The organism is Pseudomonas sp. R3-56 (genome assembly GCF_051132075.1).
Lineage (GTDB): Bacteria > Pseudomonadota > Gammaproteobacteria > Pseudomonadales > Pseudomonadaceae > Aquipseudomonas.
In genome coordinates this window covers 1,808,444-1,824,667 of sequence record NZ_CP071657.1, presented here as the reverse complement: position 1 = coordinate 1,824,667, position 16,224 = coordinate 1,808,444, and the positions used below count along the sequence as shown (strand labels likewise).

The following is a 16,224-nucleotide window of genomic DNA, read 5'->3' as shown; positions in this document are numbered from 1 at the left end:
CAATAGTTTCCTTAGACCGGCATCTGCATGATGTCTTGATAGGCTTGAACCAGCTTGTTGCGTACCTGGGTCAACGCCTGAAACGAGACACTGGCTTTCTGCGAAGAGATCATTACGTCCGTCAGGTCGACGCCACTTTTGCCAATCTCGAAAGCACTGGCCAACTGGTTCGAAGCCTGCTGGGTATCGTTCACTTTATTGACGGCCTGACCGAGCATGTCGGAAAAGCTGCTGCCGGCCACTTGGGGCACCGCGACCGATTTAGGCTGGGCCATGGCGTCCATCTGCATGGAGCGCATGTCCAGCATCAACCGATTAAATTCAATACCTTGGCTCATGATCTATTCTCTCTGGCGGCCCGCATTTTTTTGACGCTTACTCAGCGGGTACGTAGGTAGTAGCAACAAGGGTGCCAGCTCCGTGGCCGTCGGAAACAAATGCGCGCGCGGATCCTTCCAGGCTTCTGTGAAAGCAAGCCCGCTCGCGATAGCGGTGTGTCAGCCGGCGCCCACGTCGCGAGGACCATTGTCTTCGCGAGCAGGCCCGCTCCCACAGGGTTTGTTTAATGCTTCAACTGGCGAAGAGATAAGCCTCTACATCCATCCCGGCATCACGCATCTGCGCCAGTTTGTAGCGCAGGGTCCGCGGGCTGATACCGAGGCGTTCAGCCGCCTCCTTGCGTCGGCCGCGTTCGGCGCGCAGGGTGTCGATGATCATCTGGAATTCGCGACGGCGCAGGTCATCTTCCAGGGCGCCGGCGGTTTCCCCCATCACTTCCCCGGGAGGAATCTGCGCCGGGGCGGACTGCAACACCGGCAAAGGCGCGCAGGCCACCGGGCCGGCCAGGCAGAAATCTTCCGGCTGGATCAAGCCGCCCTGCTGCAGGATCAGCGCCCGCTGGATAGCGTTGTCCAGTTCGCGGACATTGCCCGGCCAGGGATAGGCGATCAGGCAGGCCTGCGCCTCGGCGGACAACCGCGCCGCCGCGTGCTTCATTTTATTGACGTGTTTGGCCAGCAGGCGCTCGGCCAGCGGCAGGATATCGGCGGTGCGCTCGCGAAGTGGACGCCAGGCCAGCGGGAAAACCGACAGCCGGTAATAAAGGTCTTCACGAAAGCGCCCCGCCGCCACTTCCCCGGCCAGGTCACGGTTGGTCGTCGCCACCACGCGAATGTCCAGGCTGATGGGCTTGCGGGCGCCGACCCGCTCCACTTCCCGCTCCTGCAAGACGCGCAGCAGCTTGGCTTGCAGGCCCAGCGGCATCTCGGAAATTTCATCCAGCAGAATGGTGCCGCCATCAGCCTGCTCGAACTTGCCAGGCTGGGCCGCGATAGCGCCGGTAAACGAACCTTTCTCGTGGCCGAACAGCGTCGCCTCGAGCATGTTGTCGGGAATCGCCGCACAGTTGATGGCAATGAACGGTTCGCTGGCGCGCCGGGATTGCTGATGGATATACCGGGCCAGGACTTCCTTGCCCGTGCCGGACTCGCCGGAAATCAACACGGTTGAATCGCTGCGGGCCACCCGCGCGGCCAACTCCAGCAACTGTGCACTGGCCGGCTCGATGGCCACCGGCCCCTCGCCCTCGACAGCAGGGCTGCCCAAGGCATGGCGAGCCACCAGGTCCAACAGGGCCTTGGGCTCGAACGGCTTGACCAGATAATCCGCCGCCCCTTGGCGCATGGCATCCACCGCCCGCTCGACAGCGCCGTGGGCGGTCATCAACAGGACTGGCAGTTGCGGCTGGCGTGCGCGCAGCAGGCCGAGCAATTGATGGCCGTCCATGCCCGGCATATTGACGTCACTGACTACCAGGCTGAATGGCTCACGGGCCACTGCGAGCAATGCCTCTTCCGCCGAACCGACAGCGGCATAATCATGCCCGGCCAACAGCAGCGTATCGGCGAGCGCTTCGCGTAGCGCGCGATCATCTTCAACCAGTAAAACCTTGGTCGCCATTTGCTCACTCCACCCCTGGCGCGCTGGAAAACAGCGGCAAGCACACCGTCGCGCACGTACCGCGCCCCAGCCGCGAGCGCAGCTGCAACTCGCCCTGATGGGCACGCGCCACGGCCTTGACCACGGTCAGGCCCAGGCCGGTTCCAGTGGTTTTGGTGGTAAAAAATGGCTCGCCCAGACGTGCCAGCACGGACGGCTCGATACCGCTGCCGCTGTCGCTGACACACAGGCGCAGGGTGTTGTCGCGGGTATACAGGTGCACTTTCAGACGGACATCAACGTCACTGGCCTGAATCGCGTTTTCAATAAGATTTAATACCGCGCCCACCAGCGTGTCACGGTTGCACAGCACCTCGCCCGCATGACTGTCGCACTGCCAGCGGATCGACACGCCCTGCACATGAGTCAGTGCTGCGGCCTGCAAAGACTGCAGCAGCACCTTGGGCGCGACGCGGTCGGTCAGCGGCAACTCGCCACGGGCGAACACCAGCATGTCGCGCACCTGGTGTTCCAGCTCATGCAAGCGCTCCTTCAAGCGGCCGGCAAAGCGCTGCTGGGTCTCCATCGGCAGTTGCTGCTCGGTCAGGTGGCTGGCGTACAACAACGCGGCGGACAGCGGCGTACGGATCTGATGGGCCAGCGACGCGACCATCCGCCCAAGGGAAGACAGACGCTCGTGGCGGGCCAATTGATCCTGCAAGTGACGGGTTTCGGTCAGGTCGTTGAGCAGCACCAACTGTCCGGGCTCGGCATCCAGCGAACGGGTCGAAATGGACAACCGTCGACCATCCTTCAGGGAAACTTCGTGGCCGTCGTCATCGCGGGGCGCGAAGCAGCGAGCGATGACGTGCCGCCAGAGCTGGCCTTCCAGAGGCAGGCCAAGCAGCTCGCACGCCGCCGGGTTGGCTTCGCGCACGAAGCCGTGGGCATCGATGACAATGACGCCGCCGGGCAGGAGGTCGAGCAGATTCTGCAGCCGGTTGGCCAGGCGTTCTTTTTCCGCCAGTTCCTGCATGCGTTGGGCACTGACCACCGCCAGCTCACCCTTGAGCTCGGTAACCCGCGCTTCAAGCAGGCTGTAGGAGTCGGTCAACTGGCTGGACATCTGGCTGAACAGCGAAAACGCCTGTTCAAGCCCAAGCCGGCTAGCCTGTTCGGCGGACGGCATATGACCCGGCTCGGGGACAGAAGACATCAGGGCGGCTTGGGTCATCGTGCTCTCTCGCTTGGCTGACCGTCAGTTAAACGGAACGTTGCGAGAGCTGTAGCAATACCCGTGCCGAAAAAAAACCGCCTGAAAATCAGGCGGTTGCAAAACAGGCGTCAATCATCCGCCTGTTCATCTCCTTCACGGCGGCTCATGCCGTACTTGCGCATCTTTTCCACCAGGGTGGTTCGACGAATGCGCAAGCGCTCTGCCGCGCGGGCGACGATGCCATTGGCGTCGTCCAGAGCCTGCTGGATAAGCCCTTGCTCCAGGCCGCCCAGATAATCCTTGAGGTCCAGGCCTTCCGGCGGCAGCAAGGCATTGGTGGTGAAATCCGGCGTATGGCCGTTGATCGCCACCCGCTCTTCCAGGTCGCTGCGCAGGCTGTCGACCATTTGCTCGTCTTCGTCATCGACGTAGCGGAATTTCTTCGGCAGCTCATTCACGCCGATCACACCGTAGGGGTGCATGATCGCCATGCGCTCCACCAGGTTGGCCAATTCGCGGACGTTGCCCGGCCAACCGTGACGGCAGAGGGACATGATCGCCGCCGAGTTGAAGCGGATCGAACCACGCTTCTCATGCTCCATGCGCGAGATCAGCTCGTTCATCAACAGCGGGATGTCTTCGACCCGCTCGCGCAACGGCGCCATTTCGATCGGGAATACATTGAGACGGTAATAAAGGTCTTCGCGGAAGCTGCCGACCTCGATCATGGTCTCGAGGTTCTTGTGGGTCGCGGCGATGATCCGTACGTCGACACTCTGGGTCTTGTTGCTGCCCACGCGCTCGAAGGTGCGCTCCTGCAAGACGCGCAGCAACTTGACCTGCATCGGCAGCGGCATATCGCCGATTTCATCGAGGAACAGCGTGCCACCATTGGCCAGCTCGAAACGTCCGGCGCGGCTGGTGATTGCACCGGTGAACGCGCCCTTCTCGTGACCGAACAATTCGCTTTCGAGCAGCTCGGCGGGAATCGCCCCGCAGTTGACCGGCACGAATGGCGCTTCGCGGCGCTTGGAATGGTAATGCAGGTTGCGCGCGACCACTTCCTTGCCGGTACCGGATTCGCCCAGGATCAGCACGCTGGCGTCGGTGTCGGCCACCTGCTGCATCATCTGGCGCACGTGCTGGATGGCACGGCTGGTGCCGACGAGGCTGCGGAAAAGATTGGGTTCCCGATGCCGGCCGCGCTCACGCGCCTGGTCGTACATTTCGCGATAAACCTGGGCGCGGTGCAACGAATCGAGCAGTTTGCTGTAGCTCGGCGGCATTTCCAGGGTGGAAAGCACCCGGCGGCGCTGGTCTTCCGGCAGGTCGAGGGAAGAATTTTCGCCCATTAGCAAAACTGGAAGGAACTCATCCCAGGTCGAGAGTGTCTTTAGCAAGCCCAAAAGCGACGCGGGGGCATTTACCGTTCCGATAAGGACGCAAATGACTTCACGACTGGACGACAGAGAGCCGACAGCCTGCTGCCAATCATGGCTACCGCAGGGCAAATTTTCTTCGCCAAGAAAATTCAGGATCACCGCCAGGTCGCGGCGGCGGACGCTATCGTCATCGATCAGGAGAATTTTGGTTTCACGCCACATGCAATAGCAACTTCCCTAGTCAACTCAGTGCCCGGAATTTGGGGGCAAGCTAGACGCTTGCAGACTTGTCATGCCTGTAGACGCCTGAAATCTGTAAACAGCCACTAGTTAAGTCAAAAAATCGTGCACAGTCAAATTTATGGCGCACTTTGTTCGGATTAACTGAAAATTAAATCAGCCGAACAAGTGATAAACCTTCGCCGCGTTCTGTGCCTGATGAATCTGCGACATTTCGCTCACGATTGCCTGACGCTCGCCCGTTGCTGCTTCCAGCAATTGGCGATAAACCCCCAGCAGTTCTTCCAGATTATTACGCAACGCCGCCTCGTCCACCTCGGACTCGCTCAAGACGTCCTCCATGCAGGAACGACACGCCAGGTCCAGCTGACCAATAGCTTCCCAGTTACGCTCAGCCAAGGCACCAACCAAGGCATCACGGGTTTGTTCGATTCGCTGCAGGACAAGATTCATGGGAGCACTCCTTAGAATTGCGGGCCAGGCGTGGCGATGGCATCCCAGCCTTCCTTGACCGTGCGAAGCAGATCGGCGACTTCGTCGAGGATCTTCGGATCGGTCTTGGCGTTGGCTTCGGCCAGGCGTTTCATCATGTAGGTGTAGAGCGCATCCAGCTCGGCGACCGACTCGGCCTGGTTTTCCAGGTCCAGGCCTTCACGCAGACCGCCGACGATGCCGATGGCCTTGCTGATGAAGATGCCTTTATTGGCAACGTCCTTGCGCTCCATCGCCCCTTTGGCCTGAGCGATACGATCCAGGCCCCCTTCCATGAGCATTTGCACAAGACGATGGGGACTTGCTTCGGAGGTTTGCGCCTGGGCGCCAATCTTCTGGTATTGGCGAAGGGCTAACATCGGATTCATGTTCTACCTCATCTAAAAATTCGGTTCGTATAAACAGCATATCGACGCTGCGTCAAAAAACTTTAGATCGAAAAAGCCGAAAGCCCGGAGCGCCTTGCGGCGCTTCCGGGCTTTTTTGGGGCCCGCTGGAATCAGCTGTTTCTCTGCTGCGCGTTCATCGCTTCGAACATCGAGGTGATGTTGTTCGCGGTGGCCTTGAGCTTGCCGACCAGGGTATCCATGTCGTTGTACTTCTTGGTCAGCACGGCGGTCAGGGTCTCGACACGGCGATCCAGAGCCGCCTGATCGTTTGCCAACCGAGTCTGGGTCTTGTTCAGCGCCGTGGTCCGCTGATCCAGAATGCCGCCGGTCTGGGTGTAGGGTTCGACAGCCTTTTGCATGCGTTCCAGCAAGCCGTTAGGCCCAGTGAACATCGTCTGGACTTCGCCACTGAGCTTTTTGTCATTCATTGCTGCAGTGAATTTGGTGCTATCGAAGCTCAACGCACCGGTCTTCTGGTCCGTTGTTATACCCAGCTGGGCCAACACCGTGAGCTTGTCGCCCGCGCCTGTTTCGGACAACGGACCACGCATCGCCGCGAGGAGCGAGCGAGGCAACGCATCACCAGTCAACTTGGCCGGTACCGTCGGGTTACCCTCATCGTCGAGCGATGGCTTGGTCAGTGCGGTGATACTGTTGGCAACCGCGTTATAGGCATCGACGAATTTCTGAATCGAGGCTTTCAAGCCGTCATTGTTCGGCGCTACGGTAACGGTAGACGTCGCGTTTTCCCCTCCAGCCACCAGATTCAAAGTCAAGCCGGAAACCGCCTGGTCAACCTTGTTGCTTTTGCTGGTCAGCTCCATGCCATCAATGGAAAACTTGGCATCGACCGCCACGGCACCGATCGCACCGGCCGAAGTAGCCGTCATCGGACTGCCAGGGGTGCCCACGACATTGGTCCCATCGATCTCCAGCCCGGCGATGCCGCTGACCGAAATATCGGAGCCGGCGCCAGTGGTGCTGGACCCAAGCACCAGACGAGAACCGAAGGAGTCGGTCACGATGTTGGCACTGATACCCGCGGCCTTGAGCGCAGAATCGGCGTTGATCGAATCACGAACCGATTGCAGGGTCGAGCCGTCCGGCACCGCGAGGGTACGATCGACGCCGTTCTGCTTGATGGTCATGGTGCCAGAAGGAATGGCGCTGGTGGTGCCGCCGGCAAAGGCTGCACTGGCGACCTTGGACGAAGTGGCAATATTTCCCACTTTGATCGTGTAGGTGCCGGCGACCGCCGAGTTGGTGGCGGTGGCGGTTACAAAATTCGTAGCAGAAGAGGTTGCGGCAAAACCGGAAAACGCCGGATTGGTCTTGCTCGACAGCTCCGTCATCGCGGACCTGAAGGCGGCCAGCAAGGACTTCAGGCTTCCAATCCCGGAGATGTTATTGCTCGTGGTCGTCGTTGCACGGGTGATCTGGCCTTGCTTGGCCGCTTTGTCAGAATCCACCAGTGCCTTGACGATTGCACCGGTATCAAGGCCTGAGCCTAGACCCAGTCCCGGAAGAATTGGACTTGCCATTGTGATACTCCCTTCAGTGTGTCGCCGGCCTTTTGGCCAATACAACGCCCAAAAGAATAGAGCAACAAAATTCGTGCCAGCTGTCAGGCTTCAGCGCTGAACAACAAGCTGTTTGCATCATTTAAGCTGTGGGCCAGTTTCAGAACTTCTTCGTTCGGGATCTGACGAATCACTTCACCGGAACCACTGGCAATCACCTTGACGACTACCTTGCCAGAAGGCTCATCAATAGAGAACTCCAGGTTACGCTTGACCGACTGGACGAACTTCTCGATTTCCTGGACGGCTTTCTTCAGTTTGTCCTGCTCGGCGGCAGCGTCTTTCGGAGTTTCCTTGACCGATGTCAAAATAGCCACGTCAGCCTGAGGCTTCTCCACTGGCTTGTCGACCACTGTAGGCGCCGGCTTCGCCGCTGGATAAGACAAGTTCAGCTTCACGCTCATATCCATGTCCATCACCTCTTGAACGGAAAAAGCGAGAGAGCACGCAAGCGCACTCCCCCGCTAAAACTCATCCGGCTATTACTGAAGCAGCTTCAGTACAGCGGATGGCAGTTGGTTGGCCTGGGCCAGAACCGAAGTAGACGCTTGCTGCAGAGTCTGCTGCTTGGTCAGTTGTGCAGTTTCAGCAGCGAAGTCGGTATCTTGTACGCGACCCAGTGCAGCACTGGCGTTTTCGTTGATGTTCTGCAGGTTGGAGATGGTGCTGGCGAAACGGTTTTGTGCAGCACCGAGGTCAGCACGGGAGCTGTTGATGGTTGCCAGTGCCGCGTCGATCGCAGTGATGGCAGCCGAGAAGTTGGTTTCAGCAATGGCGCTGGTGGAACCAGCGATGGTGATTGCCGAACCTACACCCATGGTGTCAGCGTCGAAGCTGGCGCTCAGGGTCAGCGTGATCTGGTTGGAGGTACCCGCGTTGGAGCCGACCTGGAAGGTCATGGTGCTGGCGGTACCGTCAAGCAGGTTCTTGCCGTTCAAGTTGGTGCTGTTGGCAATACGGGTGAGTTCGTCGCTCATCTGCGAGAACTCTTTGTTCAGAGCGTCACGATCGGTTGCGCTGTTGCTATCGTTACGGGACTGAACGGCCAGTTCACGCATCCGTTGCAGGATGTTGGTTTGTTCCTGCATCGCGCCTTCAGCGGTCTGCGCCATCGAAATACCGTCGTTGGCGTTCTTGATCGCCATGGTCTGACCGCGGATTTGCGAGGTCATACGGGTAGCGATCTGCAGGCCGGCGGCGTCGTCTTTGGCGCTGTTGATTTTCAGGCCGGAAGACAGACGGGTCATCGAAGTGGACAGAGCATCGGAAGCCTTGTTCAGGTTCTTCTGAACGTTCAACGATGTGACGTTAGTGTTTACTGTTAAAGCCATGACGAATTCCTCGTTGGTTGGGTACTGCGGCTTCCGGCCCTGGCAACCGCCGGGTGTGGCCTAGAGAACCTTCGTAATAGTTATCGTCGGGTTGGGAACTTGCTTGAGGGCTTTTTTCAAAAAATTTGCTAGCAGACTGCCACCCCTTGAGAAACAAGGGCTTAGCCGCGGATAGCGGCCTGAAAAATGGCGCCAGAAAAACGCAGATCACGGTCCCGGGCAAAAAAATAGCGCTGCAGGCCAACCTGAAGCGCTATTGGGAACGAAGTTATTCGATCAGTCGCGGTAAAGAATTGCCGAGCCCCACGACAGGCCGACACCGAAACCGCTGATCGCCACGCGCTTCCAGTCAGCATCCAGGACGTGCTTTTCCAACAACAGAGGAATGCTTGACGACACGGTATTGCCGGTCTCGACCATGTCCTTGATGAATTTCTCAGGCTCACCTTCAAAGCGACGCGCCACGGCATCGACAATCGCCGCACTCCCCTGGTGAATACAGAATGCGTCGATCTCGCTGGCCTGCAGGGATGATTCGCTCAGCAGCTCATGCAAATGAGCCGGCACTTTCAGCAAGGCGAAATTGAATACCTGGCGACCATTCATGAAGAACACGCCGTCGCTGACCTTAAGGTGCGGCGCGCCGGAACCATCGGTGCCGAACTTGGCCTTGCCCAGTTGCCAGGTAGCACCCTCGGCCATCCAGGTAGCCGTGGCGGCATCGCCAAACAGCATGGTGGTGTTGCGGTCTTCCGGATCGACGATCTTCGAATAGGGATCGGCTGTCACCAACAGGCCGTTCTTCAGGCCCGCTGCTTCCATGAAGCCTTTCATGGCATAGATGCCGTAGACGTAGCCCGAGCAGCCCAGGGAGATATCAAACGCCGCGACATGAGTCGGCAGGCCCAATTTGTCCTGAACGATAGCCGCGGTATGAGGTAGCCCTTCCTCGTCGCCGTTTTGAGTGACGACGATCAGCGCATCGATGGACTCACGCTTAAGATCCGGATTATTGGCGAACAAAGCGTTCACCGCTTCGACACACAGGTCCGAAGTTTCCTGCTCGGCGCTTTTGCGCGGCAGGAAGGCTGAACCGATCTTTCCAAGGATGAATTCTTCATCCTTCTCGAATTTGGCACCCTGAGCGTAGTTATCCACACCAGCGGTCGGCACGTAACTCGCTATGCTTTTTATGCCAATCATCATGGCTTCCCGATCATAAATAGCTACTGAATATGTACCCCAAAAAAACGCCGTGGGGGTGCTTCCAACGATTGACCCACGGAACCGAATATGACGTTCGATGAGCTGAACGCCTATTCGATCCGGGAGACACAATACATTGAAGATGCACTTTATGACCTATGCGTCACGCTGTTTTCTATCTGAAAACAATTTATCCTCGCGCGGGGCGATGCAGCAACGTCATGTTTTTCATATTCAATCGGGCAGCCAGATATCCCGTGAAGCCAACAACGCGGGGCCTGTCAGTGTCCAATTGCGCCCCACACGTTCGCGCAGGGCATCTCCTACCTGTGCCGCCGCATCAAGATCACCTAGAAAAGCTCGAATGCCATCCATCCAGGCTTCGTAGCTATTGTTGACGCGCATGATTGGCAAATCGATTCGATATGCTTCGACGTCACTGCAAATGACCGGATAACCACAGATCCCATATTCCAGTAACCGCAAGGGAGTCTTGAAGCGGTTGATCGGACTGTCACCCAGAGGCGCCAGTGCCAGATCGAGGTTCAGCGATGCCAGCTTCTTCGGATAGGACGCAATATCGACGCTGCCATGGCATTCATGAACGAAGGGACGCAGATGATCCGGGCACGGGCCAAGCACCACCCATTGCACCTCATCAGCAAGATCTTTCACCACGTTGGCAAGCATATCAAGCTCGCTGACATCGCCGATGCCGCCGGCCCAACCAATTCGCGGTCGATCTGCGCAACGGCGTTTGCTGCCCATTCCTGTCCAGTACTCCGGAGACAGATGGGGAGCAAAGACCCGGATATCGGGATGGAACCCATCGAAAGCTTGCGCCATTGCCTCGCTGTTCACCACCAGCCGATCCATACAGGACAAGCCCTGACGCAATGCCGCCAACGCCTGCTCGGATAATGATGAATATTCACTCACGTCGCATATCTTAAGGGCCTTGGAAAAAGCCCCCATGTGCCGCATCGCCTCAAGATTGCTATCGTTGGCTGGTTGCGCGAGCACAATGACATCTGCGGCATAGCGCTCCAGCTCCACCACCGTAAGCAAACCGGAGGATAGGCGGCCGTCGATCAATCCCGCCTTACGCAGTGCATTGAAACACTGGATGACTCGGCGCCCGCTTTGGTCACCTTGGGTCCCGGGATGGGCTAAAACGGTCGGAATCTTACAGGCTGCCAAGGGACGCCAGGACAGCTTCGAGTCCCCCAGCTTGAACGCAGCACCGGCCGCAAGCGAAAAATTGCGGTTGTACGCAGGATCCCGAGCCAGTTGAGGCAGCCACCGTTCGTATAAACGATATTGCTGCTCCGGCGAAGCCGCAGGGCTTTCCGACTCGCTCACCAGTAATTTCACTCGCGGCGTCCACACGTTCAAATAACCGGCTTGTTGGGCCCTTAGACAAAGATCCACATCCGCCCAAGGCGCGAGCCCCTCATCAAAGCCCTCCAACGCAAGGAACAGCTCCTGACGCAGCATCAGGCACTGGCCACTCACAGCGCTGTAGTTCTGATCCACCTGTCCCCGGAGCATATAGCCTGCCGTGTCGGAGCTCTGGCCTACCAATGGCCTGCCCACGGTACCACCCAACCCGGTCAACAGCCCGGCATGACGCAGCTTACCGTCCGCATCAGTCAACTTCGCCCCGACACACCCCACTTCCGGGCGCATGGCATGGTTAAGCAATTGTTGGAGCCAGCCCTGCTCGATCACACCGATGGCACAGTCGAGGAATAAAAGCACATCGCCCCTTGCCTGAGCAGCGGCCTGGTTGCGAATGGCTTCGGCCGATGCACCGGAGGAGAAACGCAGTACCTGGATATTGTCGATACCCAATTGCTCAATGCCCGACAGCCACTCGCACAGCGTCGACTCTTCATTGCCACGATCCAGCAACAGCAATTCGTAGCGACTGTACTGAGTTTGTGCCAATAGGCTGTCGAGGCATCGTTGTGCATGAGGTAGCTGCCCGTCGATCACGATCACGATACTGACCATCGGCGTATCGGCATGGTTGAAGTTCAGCTCATAACAGCCCGTCAGTTGCGCATCGACCTGCGCCGCCGGGAAGCCCCGTACATGCAGGTGCCGCTCAATGACTGCCCGCTCCTGCGGATTATCTTGCAAAGTCAGGAGATCGCTAACCACCAAGGGTTCGCTGATGTGCCCCAACCCTTCGAGCCCGGCTGTTTCGATCAGGCGCAGAATGAATTCCAGTTCGAAGGCTTCTGGCCAATCGGTCACGAAACCGCCCAGTCCCTGCCAGACATCGCGACGAAACAGCCAATGCCCAACCATGGTGGCAGGCAGGCTGAGCAACAAATCAAGGTTGAAGTCCGGACGCAGCATCAAATCCAGATTGCCGTTGGCGTGGCGCATGACTTCGTCGGCATAAACCGCCCGCAGCCCAGGTGCGTCGATCAGATCCAGAGCGGCGGACAAGAAACCGCTGGCAGTCAACTCATCACCGGCCCTGAGTATCATGAACCAATCGGCACTCGACTCGAATAGCCGTTGGTTGATGAGCTCCAGGCTTTGCGACCCCGTAGCGATCTGAAACACATCCAGGTTGGGCTGGGGGGCAATGCTGGCCACGTCAAGCGTCACCACGGTCACATGAATCGAAGCGTAGAAATCATCGAGGGCGTTAATGCTGCCAAGCGTACGAGCCAAGGCCTGTGGGTCCTTGCCACCAAGCACCAACAACTCGAATGCCGGCACCGTTTTGTCGCTCAGATACGACTGGAGTACGTTTCGTTGCACATCGCTCAGCACTCGCGGAGCCAGCCATCGGCCACCCTCCCCCCCCTGGCTCTGCTCCCGCAGGGTACGCACCGCTTGTTGGGTCACGTCAATAAAATGGTCCAGCGCGGACCAGAATTTCGCTTGATGTTCAAACTGAGCCTGGCGCAACAAGGGCAGGGTTTGCCGGGCGCGTTCAATGGCCTCGGGAGTATTGCCCCAAGCCGTTCCATAATTCTTGTTCTCGAACTCAGACAACTGTCCTTGTGCATATTTGCCCGGCAGCACAATACTGATACACCCACAAAGTGCAGCTTCAGCAGCCAACCCCGAGCGCTCGGCAAGATAAAAATATTCGCACTGCTGGAAAAGATCGGCCAGACCTTCCCAGGAGTCTGGAAACTCAGGCGTGATTTCCGTTGCATCCGGCGGCAATAATCCTGGATCAATTTTCGCCTGCGCTGCCCTCCCCTGGTAGTAACAGACTTTCCCAGGTATCCGTTTGGCTGGATTGACGGGCGGGCAAAAGATACTCAGATCAATTGCCGGCAAATGGAGGATATTTTCCTCCGGCGTCCCAGGCTGCAGCAGTCCCCGCGAATAAGCGAACAACAGGTCATCCGGTTCGTAGATGCCACTGCCTCCCAGATACCCTGGCTGGTTCAGGAGGTAACGCACAACGATCCCCGCCCCGAGTGGATTACCGTCAATGATCTCCGGATAAACCGCAATTGGCTCCAGGCCCTGGGACCGGTGCAATGCGATGACGTCATTGCTCAAGTAGGGTGTAATCAGATTTGGATTGAGCACCCGGGAGACGACATAGGCTTCATGGCCGGAACGGTTGAGTGCATCGCACAGCATGTGCAGCACACGAATGCCAGCGGAACTGCGGCGATAATTCGGCGCGTAAATGTAGTAAGGCTGTGGCCGCTTGGAGAACAGTTTGCGCATCAACACTTATCTCTCGTCGAATAGGGTGAGGTGTCAAGCCCGGTCAGCGGGCATCAGATGTCGATTCGTTATCCAGATCACGGGCCCAATCCACCATGCGGTCGATGGAGGCGTCCAGGGAGGTCCAGATGTCCAGCCCCAAGCCTCTGGCGCGATTGATGTCAGGTACATAGAACGAGCGCCCCGCGTCGTCGGCACGCCCCAGCACTATTACTGGTTTTTCTGGCGCTATCCGGGCAACGACTCGCTGGGCCAGGTCAGCGATGCTGATTGGCTGGTCCGAGCCCACGTTGTAAGCAACACCGGGCTCACCACGCACAAGCAAGGTCAACAGCCAGACCGCGAGGTCCGCGCCATACAAGTAACTACGGATGGCCTGGCCACTGGATTTGAGAACAATCTCATCGCCATAAAGGGCGTCACGAACAAAGTTGCCGATGGCAAAGTGGCCATCCAGCGGCAACCCTGGCCCTGCGAAAGCGAAACAACGAGTCATCACGATCTGGGTTCCGTGACGTTGCGCATATAATGCCCCCAGCGTTTCCTGCGCCCGCTTGCCTTCGGCGTAGGCACTGCTGACGGCATTACTTACGCAGGCTCCGCTATAGGACTCACAAACACCGGTAGTAAAAGGCAGGCTTCCGTACTGGGCACCCGAGCCGGTTAACAACACGCGTGAAGAGGTGTTACGTGCAGCAAGGTCAAATACCCGTCGTGCGCCGTCGACGAGCGTATTGAACAGCTCCAGTGGATGTGCGTTTGCCGCTGCCGACGTATCTGCCGCGGCGTGCAAAATCAAGTCAGGCGCACGTCCCGGCAACTCAACGAGATCACGAATATCGCCCGCAAACCAACTGACCCAAGCGCACTCCCTATATTCAGGATGTGCCGCTAGAAAACGTGAAGGGTTGCGCGAGGTGATTGTCACCGTGATGGCGGCCCCTTGACCGTTGAGCTCGCGTATCAATGCCAGAAGCCAGCGGCCAAAGAACCCCGTTCCGCCGGTCAGCAAAATATGAGCACCGGCCAGTTCATCCAACAGCCCCAGCCCGGTCAGAATCGGTTGCAAATCGTCAGGCAACCTGAATGCGGAAACTGGCTGGCGGATATGCATGTTCTTTTTCAGAAAACTGACCTCGAGGTTTCTTGGTAATCAGACTCTTGCATCGGATAGTCGGCCAACGTGACATCCTGCTTGGGAGCCTGCCAATTACCATAAACGTACGTCAGATAACCGGGTACATCGTATGGAGTGAAGAACTGTCGCCCCAGAAAATTTATTGTATCGGCCGAACGAAAGTGCACTTCAGGGGCAATAAACTCCGGACCGGAGGACTTGGTGACCGATTTCCCATCTTCAAAAATCCGCCGCATGAAACCGAGTTCAAACGGGACGATGACGTCGCAATCAAGCGTGTTCTCGAACGTAACAGACACACCCGTGACGCGATCACCCGACTTGAGGATGATGATCTCAATGCAAACGCCCGCTCGATGCGGAAGGAGCGACTTGAGGTCGGAGAGATGATCCAACAGCAAGGGAAATTCGTCGTCATTGATAGAAAAATCAACATCATCATCCCACGGGATCAGGTCGCCATCGCGTGTGGCCCCCAGAAGCGTGCCGAAATCCATCAGAATGGGGATATTGAACATTTCCGCAAAATCACCGACCCGTTGAATGGCATCCACTGCCAGCGCTTTGGTGAAGTCATGTGAAAAAGGTTTGGCGCCATTATTGACCGCCAGCATGCTTTTCGGAGGAAGCACGACTTTTTCCGCCGGAACACCCAATTCCCCCAGTTGAGCACTAATACTTTCCCACCAACCAGTGCTGATAACGACCAGATCGTACTCCAGGGAATGCAAGGTCGACGGCAGAACGACCGGGACCCGGCCGACAAAGGTTCCTTCCTTGAGCGGATCGTTATCCGCGAACGCAACTACGTTCAGCTCGGGAAACCGGGCAAACATCAGTCGTGCCACTCGCCCGGCACCAAACAGTACCAAACGTTTCTCTCTAAGTTGCTCAGGTATCATGTTCACCCCTTTACAGCAACGCAACGCCCGACCAGAGCATCTTCATCGCGGTACTTTGCAAAGCCTCGCCCCTGTATCTGGTAGGAAATCGAAAATCCCTTGCCCTGCAGCGTATCGATTAAAGCCTCATGGTCGATATAGCGGCGGTAGTGTTGACCAAATCGTTTCGCCCCGTTTTCATCTTCCGTGGTCCTGTATTCCAGGAAAACCAGGCTGCCGGGGGCAAGCGTATTTTCCAACATGTCAAAGAACGCCTTTTCCACCTCTGCGTCGATTGCATGCAAAAAGAAACGCGCATAGACCGCAACCCGACGTTTGCCTTGCAGAAAATCCTGGAGGTGTTCAGTACTGCCCTCGGCGTTGCTCAACAAATACTGGACCTTGGCACTTTTTGTCCGCTGTCGGCATAACGTTATGGCTTCGCTGGAGGCATCGAATGCCAACACCTGGAAACCGTTGAGCGCAAAAAATTCACTGTCGCGCCCATTGCCGCAACCAAACTCAACAACCGCGTCCACGCCAATGAACTCACCAGCCGAGAACACTGAAAACTGAGAAGGCAATTGCGGTACCGATGTATCTTGACGACTGTAAAAGCCGTTCCAGTATTCCAAGCGATCAGCAAGGGTGGGATTGAAACTCATTGACGTACATCCCTTAAAATTCTTTTTTAATCAATCGTGAAGACATATCACG

The 16,224-nt window shown here is 57.4% G+C and carries 14 protein-coding genes; all 14 read right to left on the bottom strand.

Going from position 1 to position 16,224, the window contains the following annotated elements:
- Nucleotides 1–11: 11 nt before the first annotated feature.
- Entirely contained in the window at nucleotides 12–338 is a 327-nt protein-coding gene (gene fliE / locus J3P96_RS08345) for a flagellar hook-basal body complex protein FliE (protein WP_305499603.1), read from the bottom strand.
- Nucleotides 339–570: 232 nt separating this feature from the next.
- Complete coding sequence (fleR, locus tag J3P96_RS08340; RefSeq protein ID WP_305499601.1) at nucleotides 571–1,959, bottom strand: sigma-54-dependent response regulator transcription factor FleR; 1,389 nt, start codon at nucleotides 1,957–1,959, stop codon at nucleotides 571–573.
- A gap of 4 nt (nucleotides 1,960–1,963) precedes the next feature.
- Nucleotides 1,964–3,172 (bottom strand): sensor histidine kinase, encoded by a 1,209-nt coding sequence (locus J3P96_RS08335; protein WP_434656481.1) that lies wholly within the window; start codon nucleotides 3,170–3,172, stop codon nucleotides 1,964–1,966.
- A gap of 110 nt (nucleotides 3,173–3,282) precedes the next feature.
- Nucleotides 3,283–4,758, bottom strand: coding sequence for a sigma-54 dependent transcriptional regulator (locus J3P96_RS08330; protein WP_305499600.1), 1,476 nt, complete (start codon nucleotides 4,756–4,758; stop codon nucleotides 3,283–3,285).
- A 174-nt stretch (nucleotides 4,759–4,932) separates the two neighbouring features.
- On the bottom strand, nucleotides 4,933–5,229 hold the full coding sequence (locus J3P96_RS08325) for a flagellar protein FliT (protein WP_434629226.1): 297 nt from the start codon (nucleotides 5,227–5,229) through the stop codon (nucleotides 4,933–4,935).
- An 11-nt stretch (nucleotides 5,230–5,240) separates the two neighbouring features.
- Nucleotides 5,241–5,636, bottom strand: a complete 396-nt coding sequence (gene fliS, locus J3P96_RS08320; protein WP_434656480.1) for a flagellar export chaperone FliS — start codon at nucleotides 5,634–5,636, stop codon at nucleotides 5,241–5,243.
- Nucleotides 5,637–5,767: 131 nt separating this feature from the next.
- On the bottom strand, nucleotides 5,768–7,198 hold the full coding sequence (gene fliD / locus J3P96_RS08315) for a flagellar filament capping protein FliD (protein ID WP_434656479.1): 1,431 nt from the start codon (nucleotides 7,196–7,198) through the stop codon (nucleotides 5,768–5,770).
- An 83-nt stretch (nucleotides 7,199–7,281) separates the two neighbouring features.
- The gene (locus J3P96_RS08310; RefSeq protein WP_434656477.1) at nucleotides 7,282–7,647 is read right to left on the bottom strand and encodes a flagellar protein FlaG; all 366 of its coding nucleotides are present in this window, start codon (nucleotides 7,645–7,647) and stop codon (nucleotides 7,282–7,284) included.
- A gap of 72 nt (nucleotides 7,648–7,719) precedes the next feature.
- Nucleotides 7,720–8,568, bottom strand: coding sequence for a flagellin domain-containing protein (locus tag J3P96_RS08305; protein ID WP_434656476.1), 849 nt, complete (start codon nucleotides 8,566–8,568; stop codon nucleotides 7,720–7,722).
- 276 nt (nucleotides 8,569–8,844) lie between these two features.
- A complete protein-coding gene (locus J3P96_RS08300; protein ID WP_434658129.1) occupies nucleotides 8,845–9,771 on the bottom strand; it encodes a ketoacyl-ACP synthase III in 927 nt (308 codons plus the stop codon).
- A 237-nt stretch (nucleotides 9,772–10,008) separates the two neighbouring features.
- On the bottom strand, nucleotides 10,009–13,488 hold the full coding sequence (locus J3P96_RS08295) for a glycosyltransferase (protein ID WP_434656475.1): 3,480 nt from the start codon (nucleotides 13,486–13,488) through the stop codon (nucleotides 10,009–10,011).
- A gap of 43 nt (nucleotides 13,489–13,531) precedes the next feature.
- Nucleotides 13,532–14,602, bottom strand: coding sequence for an NAD-dependent epimerase/dehydratase family protein (locus J3P96_RS08290; protein WP_434656474.1), 1,071 nt, complete (start codon nucleotides 14,600–14,602; stop codon nucleotides 13,532–13,534).
- 8 nt (nucleotides 14,603–14,610) lie between these two features.
- Nucleotides 14,611–15,528 carry a LicD family protein gene (locus J3P96_RS08285; RefSeq protein WP_434656473.1) on the bottom strand — a complete coding sequence of 306 codons (918 nt, stop codon included), beginning with the start codon at nucleotides 15,526–15,528 and terminating at the stop codon, nucleotides 14,611–14,613.
- 2 nt (nucleotides 15,529–15,530) lie between these two features.
- The gene (locus tag J3P96_RS08280; protein WP_434656472.1) at nucleotides 15,531–16,172 is read right to left on the bottom strand and encodes a class I SAM-dependent methyltransferase; all 642 of its coding nucleotides are present in this window, start codon (nucleotides 16,170–16,172) and stop codon (nucleotides 15,531–15,533) included.
- Nucleotides 16,173–16,224 lie beyond the last annotated feature (52 nt).

Excerpts from the sequence above, each read along its gene's own strand:
- J3P96_RS08335 (WP_434656481.1), bottom strand. The coding sequence starts at position 3,172 with ATGACCCAAGCCGCCCTGATGTCTTCTGTCCCCGAGCCGGGTCATATG.
- J3P96_RS08280 (WP_434656472.1), bottom strand. The coding sequence starts at position 16,172 with ATGAGTTTCAATCCCACCCTTGCTGATCGCTTGGAATACTGGAACGGC.
- J3P96_RS08325 (WP_434629226.1), bottom strand. The coding sequence starts at position 5,229 with ATGAATCTTGTCCTGCAGCGAATCGAACAAACCCGTGATGCCTTGGTT.
- J3P96_RS08285 (WP_434656473.1), bottom strand. The coding sequence starts at position 15,528 with ATGATACCTGAGCAACTTAGAGAGAAACGTTTGGTACTGTTTGGTGCC.
- fliS (WP_434656480.1), bottom strand. The coding sequence starts at position 5,636 with ATGAATCCGATGTTAGCCCTTCGCCAATACCAGAAGATTGGCGCCCAG.
- fleR (WP_305499601.1), bottom strand. The coding sequence starts at position 1,959 with ATGGCGACCAAGGTTTTACTGGTTGAAGATGATCGCGCGCTACGCGAA.
- J3P96_RS08330 (WP_305499600.1), bottom strand. The coding sequence starts at position 4,758 with ATGTGGCGTGAAACCAAAATTCTCCTGATCGATGACGATAGCGTCCGC.
- J3P96_RS08300 (WP_434658129.1), bottom strand. The coding sequence starts at position 9,771 with ATGATTGGCATAAAAAGCATAGCGAGTTACGTGCCGACCGCTGGTGTG.
- fliD (WP_434656479.1), bottom strand. The coding sequence starts at position 7,198 with ATGGCAAGTCCAATTCTTCCGGGACTGGGTCTAGGCTCAGGCCTTGAT.
- J3P96_RS08305 (WP_434656476.1), bottom strand. The coding sequence starts at position 8,568 with ATGGCTTTAACAGTAAACACTAACGTCACATCGTTGAACGTTCAGAAG.
- J3P96_RS08290 (WP_434656474.1), bottom strand. The coding sequence starts at position 14,602 with ATGCATATCCGCCAGCCAGTTTCCGCATTCAGGTTGCCTGACGATTTG.
- J3P96_RS08295 (WP_434656475.1), bottom strand. The coding sequence starts at position 13,488 with ATGCGCAAACTGTTCTCCAAGCGGCCACAGCCTTACTACATTTACGCG.
- fliE (WP_305499603.1), bottom strand. The coding sequence starts at position 338 with ATGAGCCAAGGTATTGAATTTAATCGGTTGATGCTGGACATGCGCTCC.
- J3P96_RS08310 (WP_434656477.1), bottom strand. The coding sequence starts at position 7,647 with ATGGATATGAGCGTGAAGCTGAACTTGTCTTATCCAGCGGCGAAGCCG.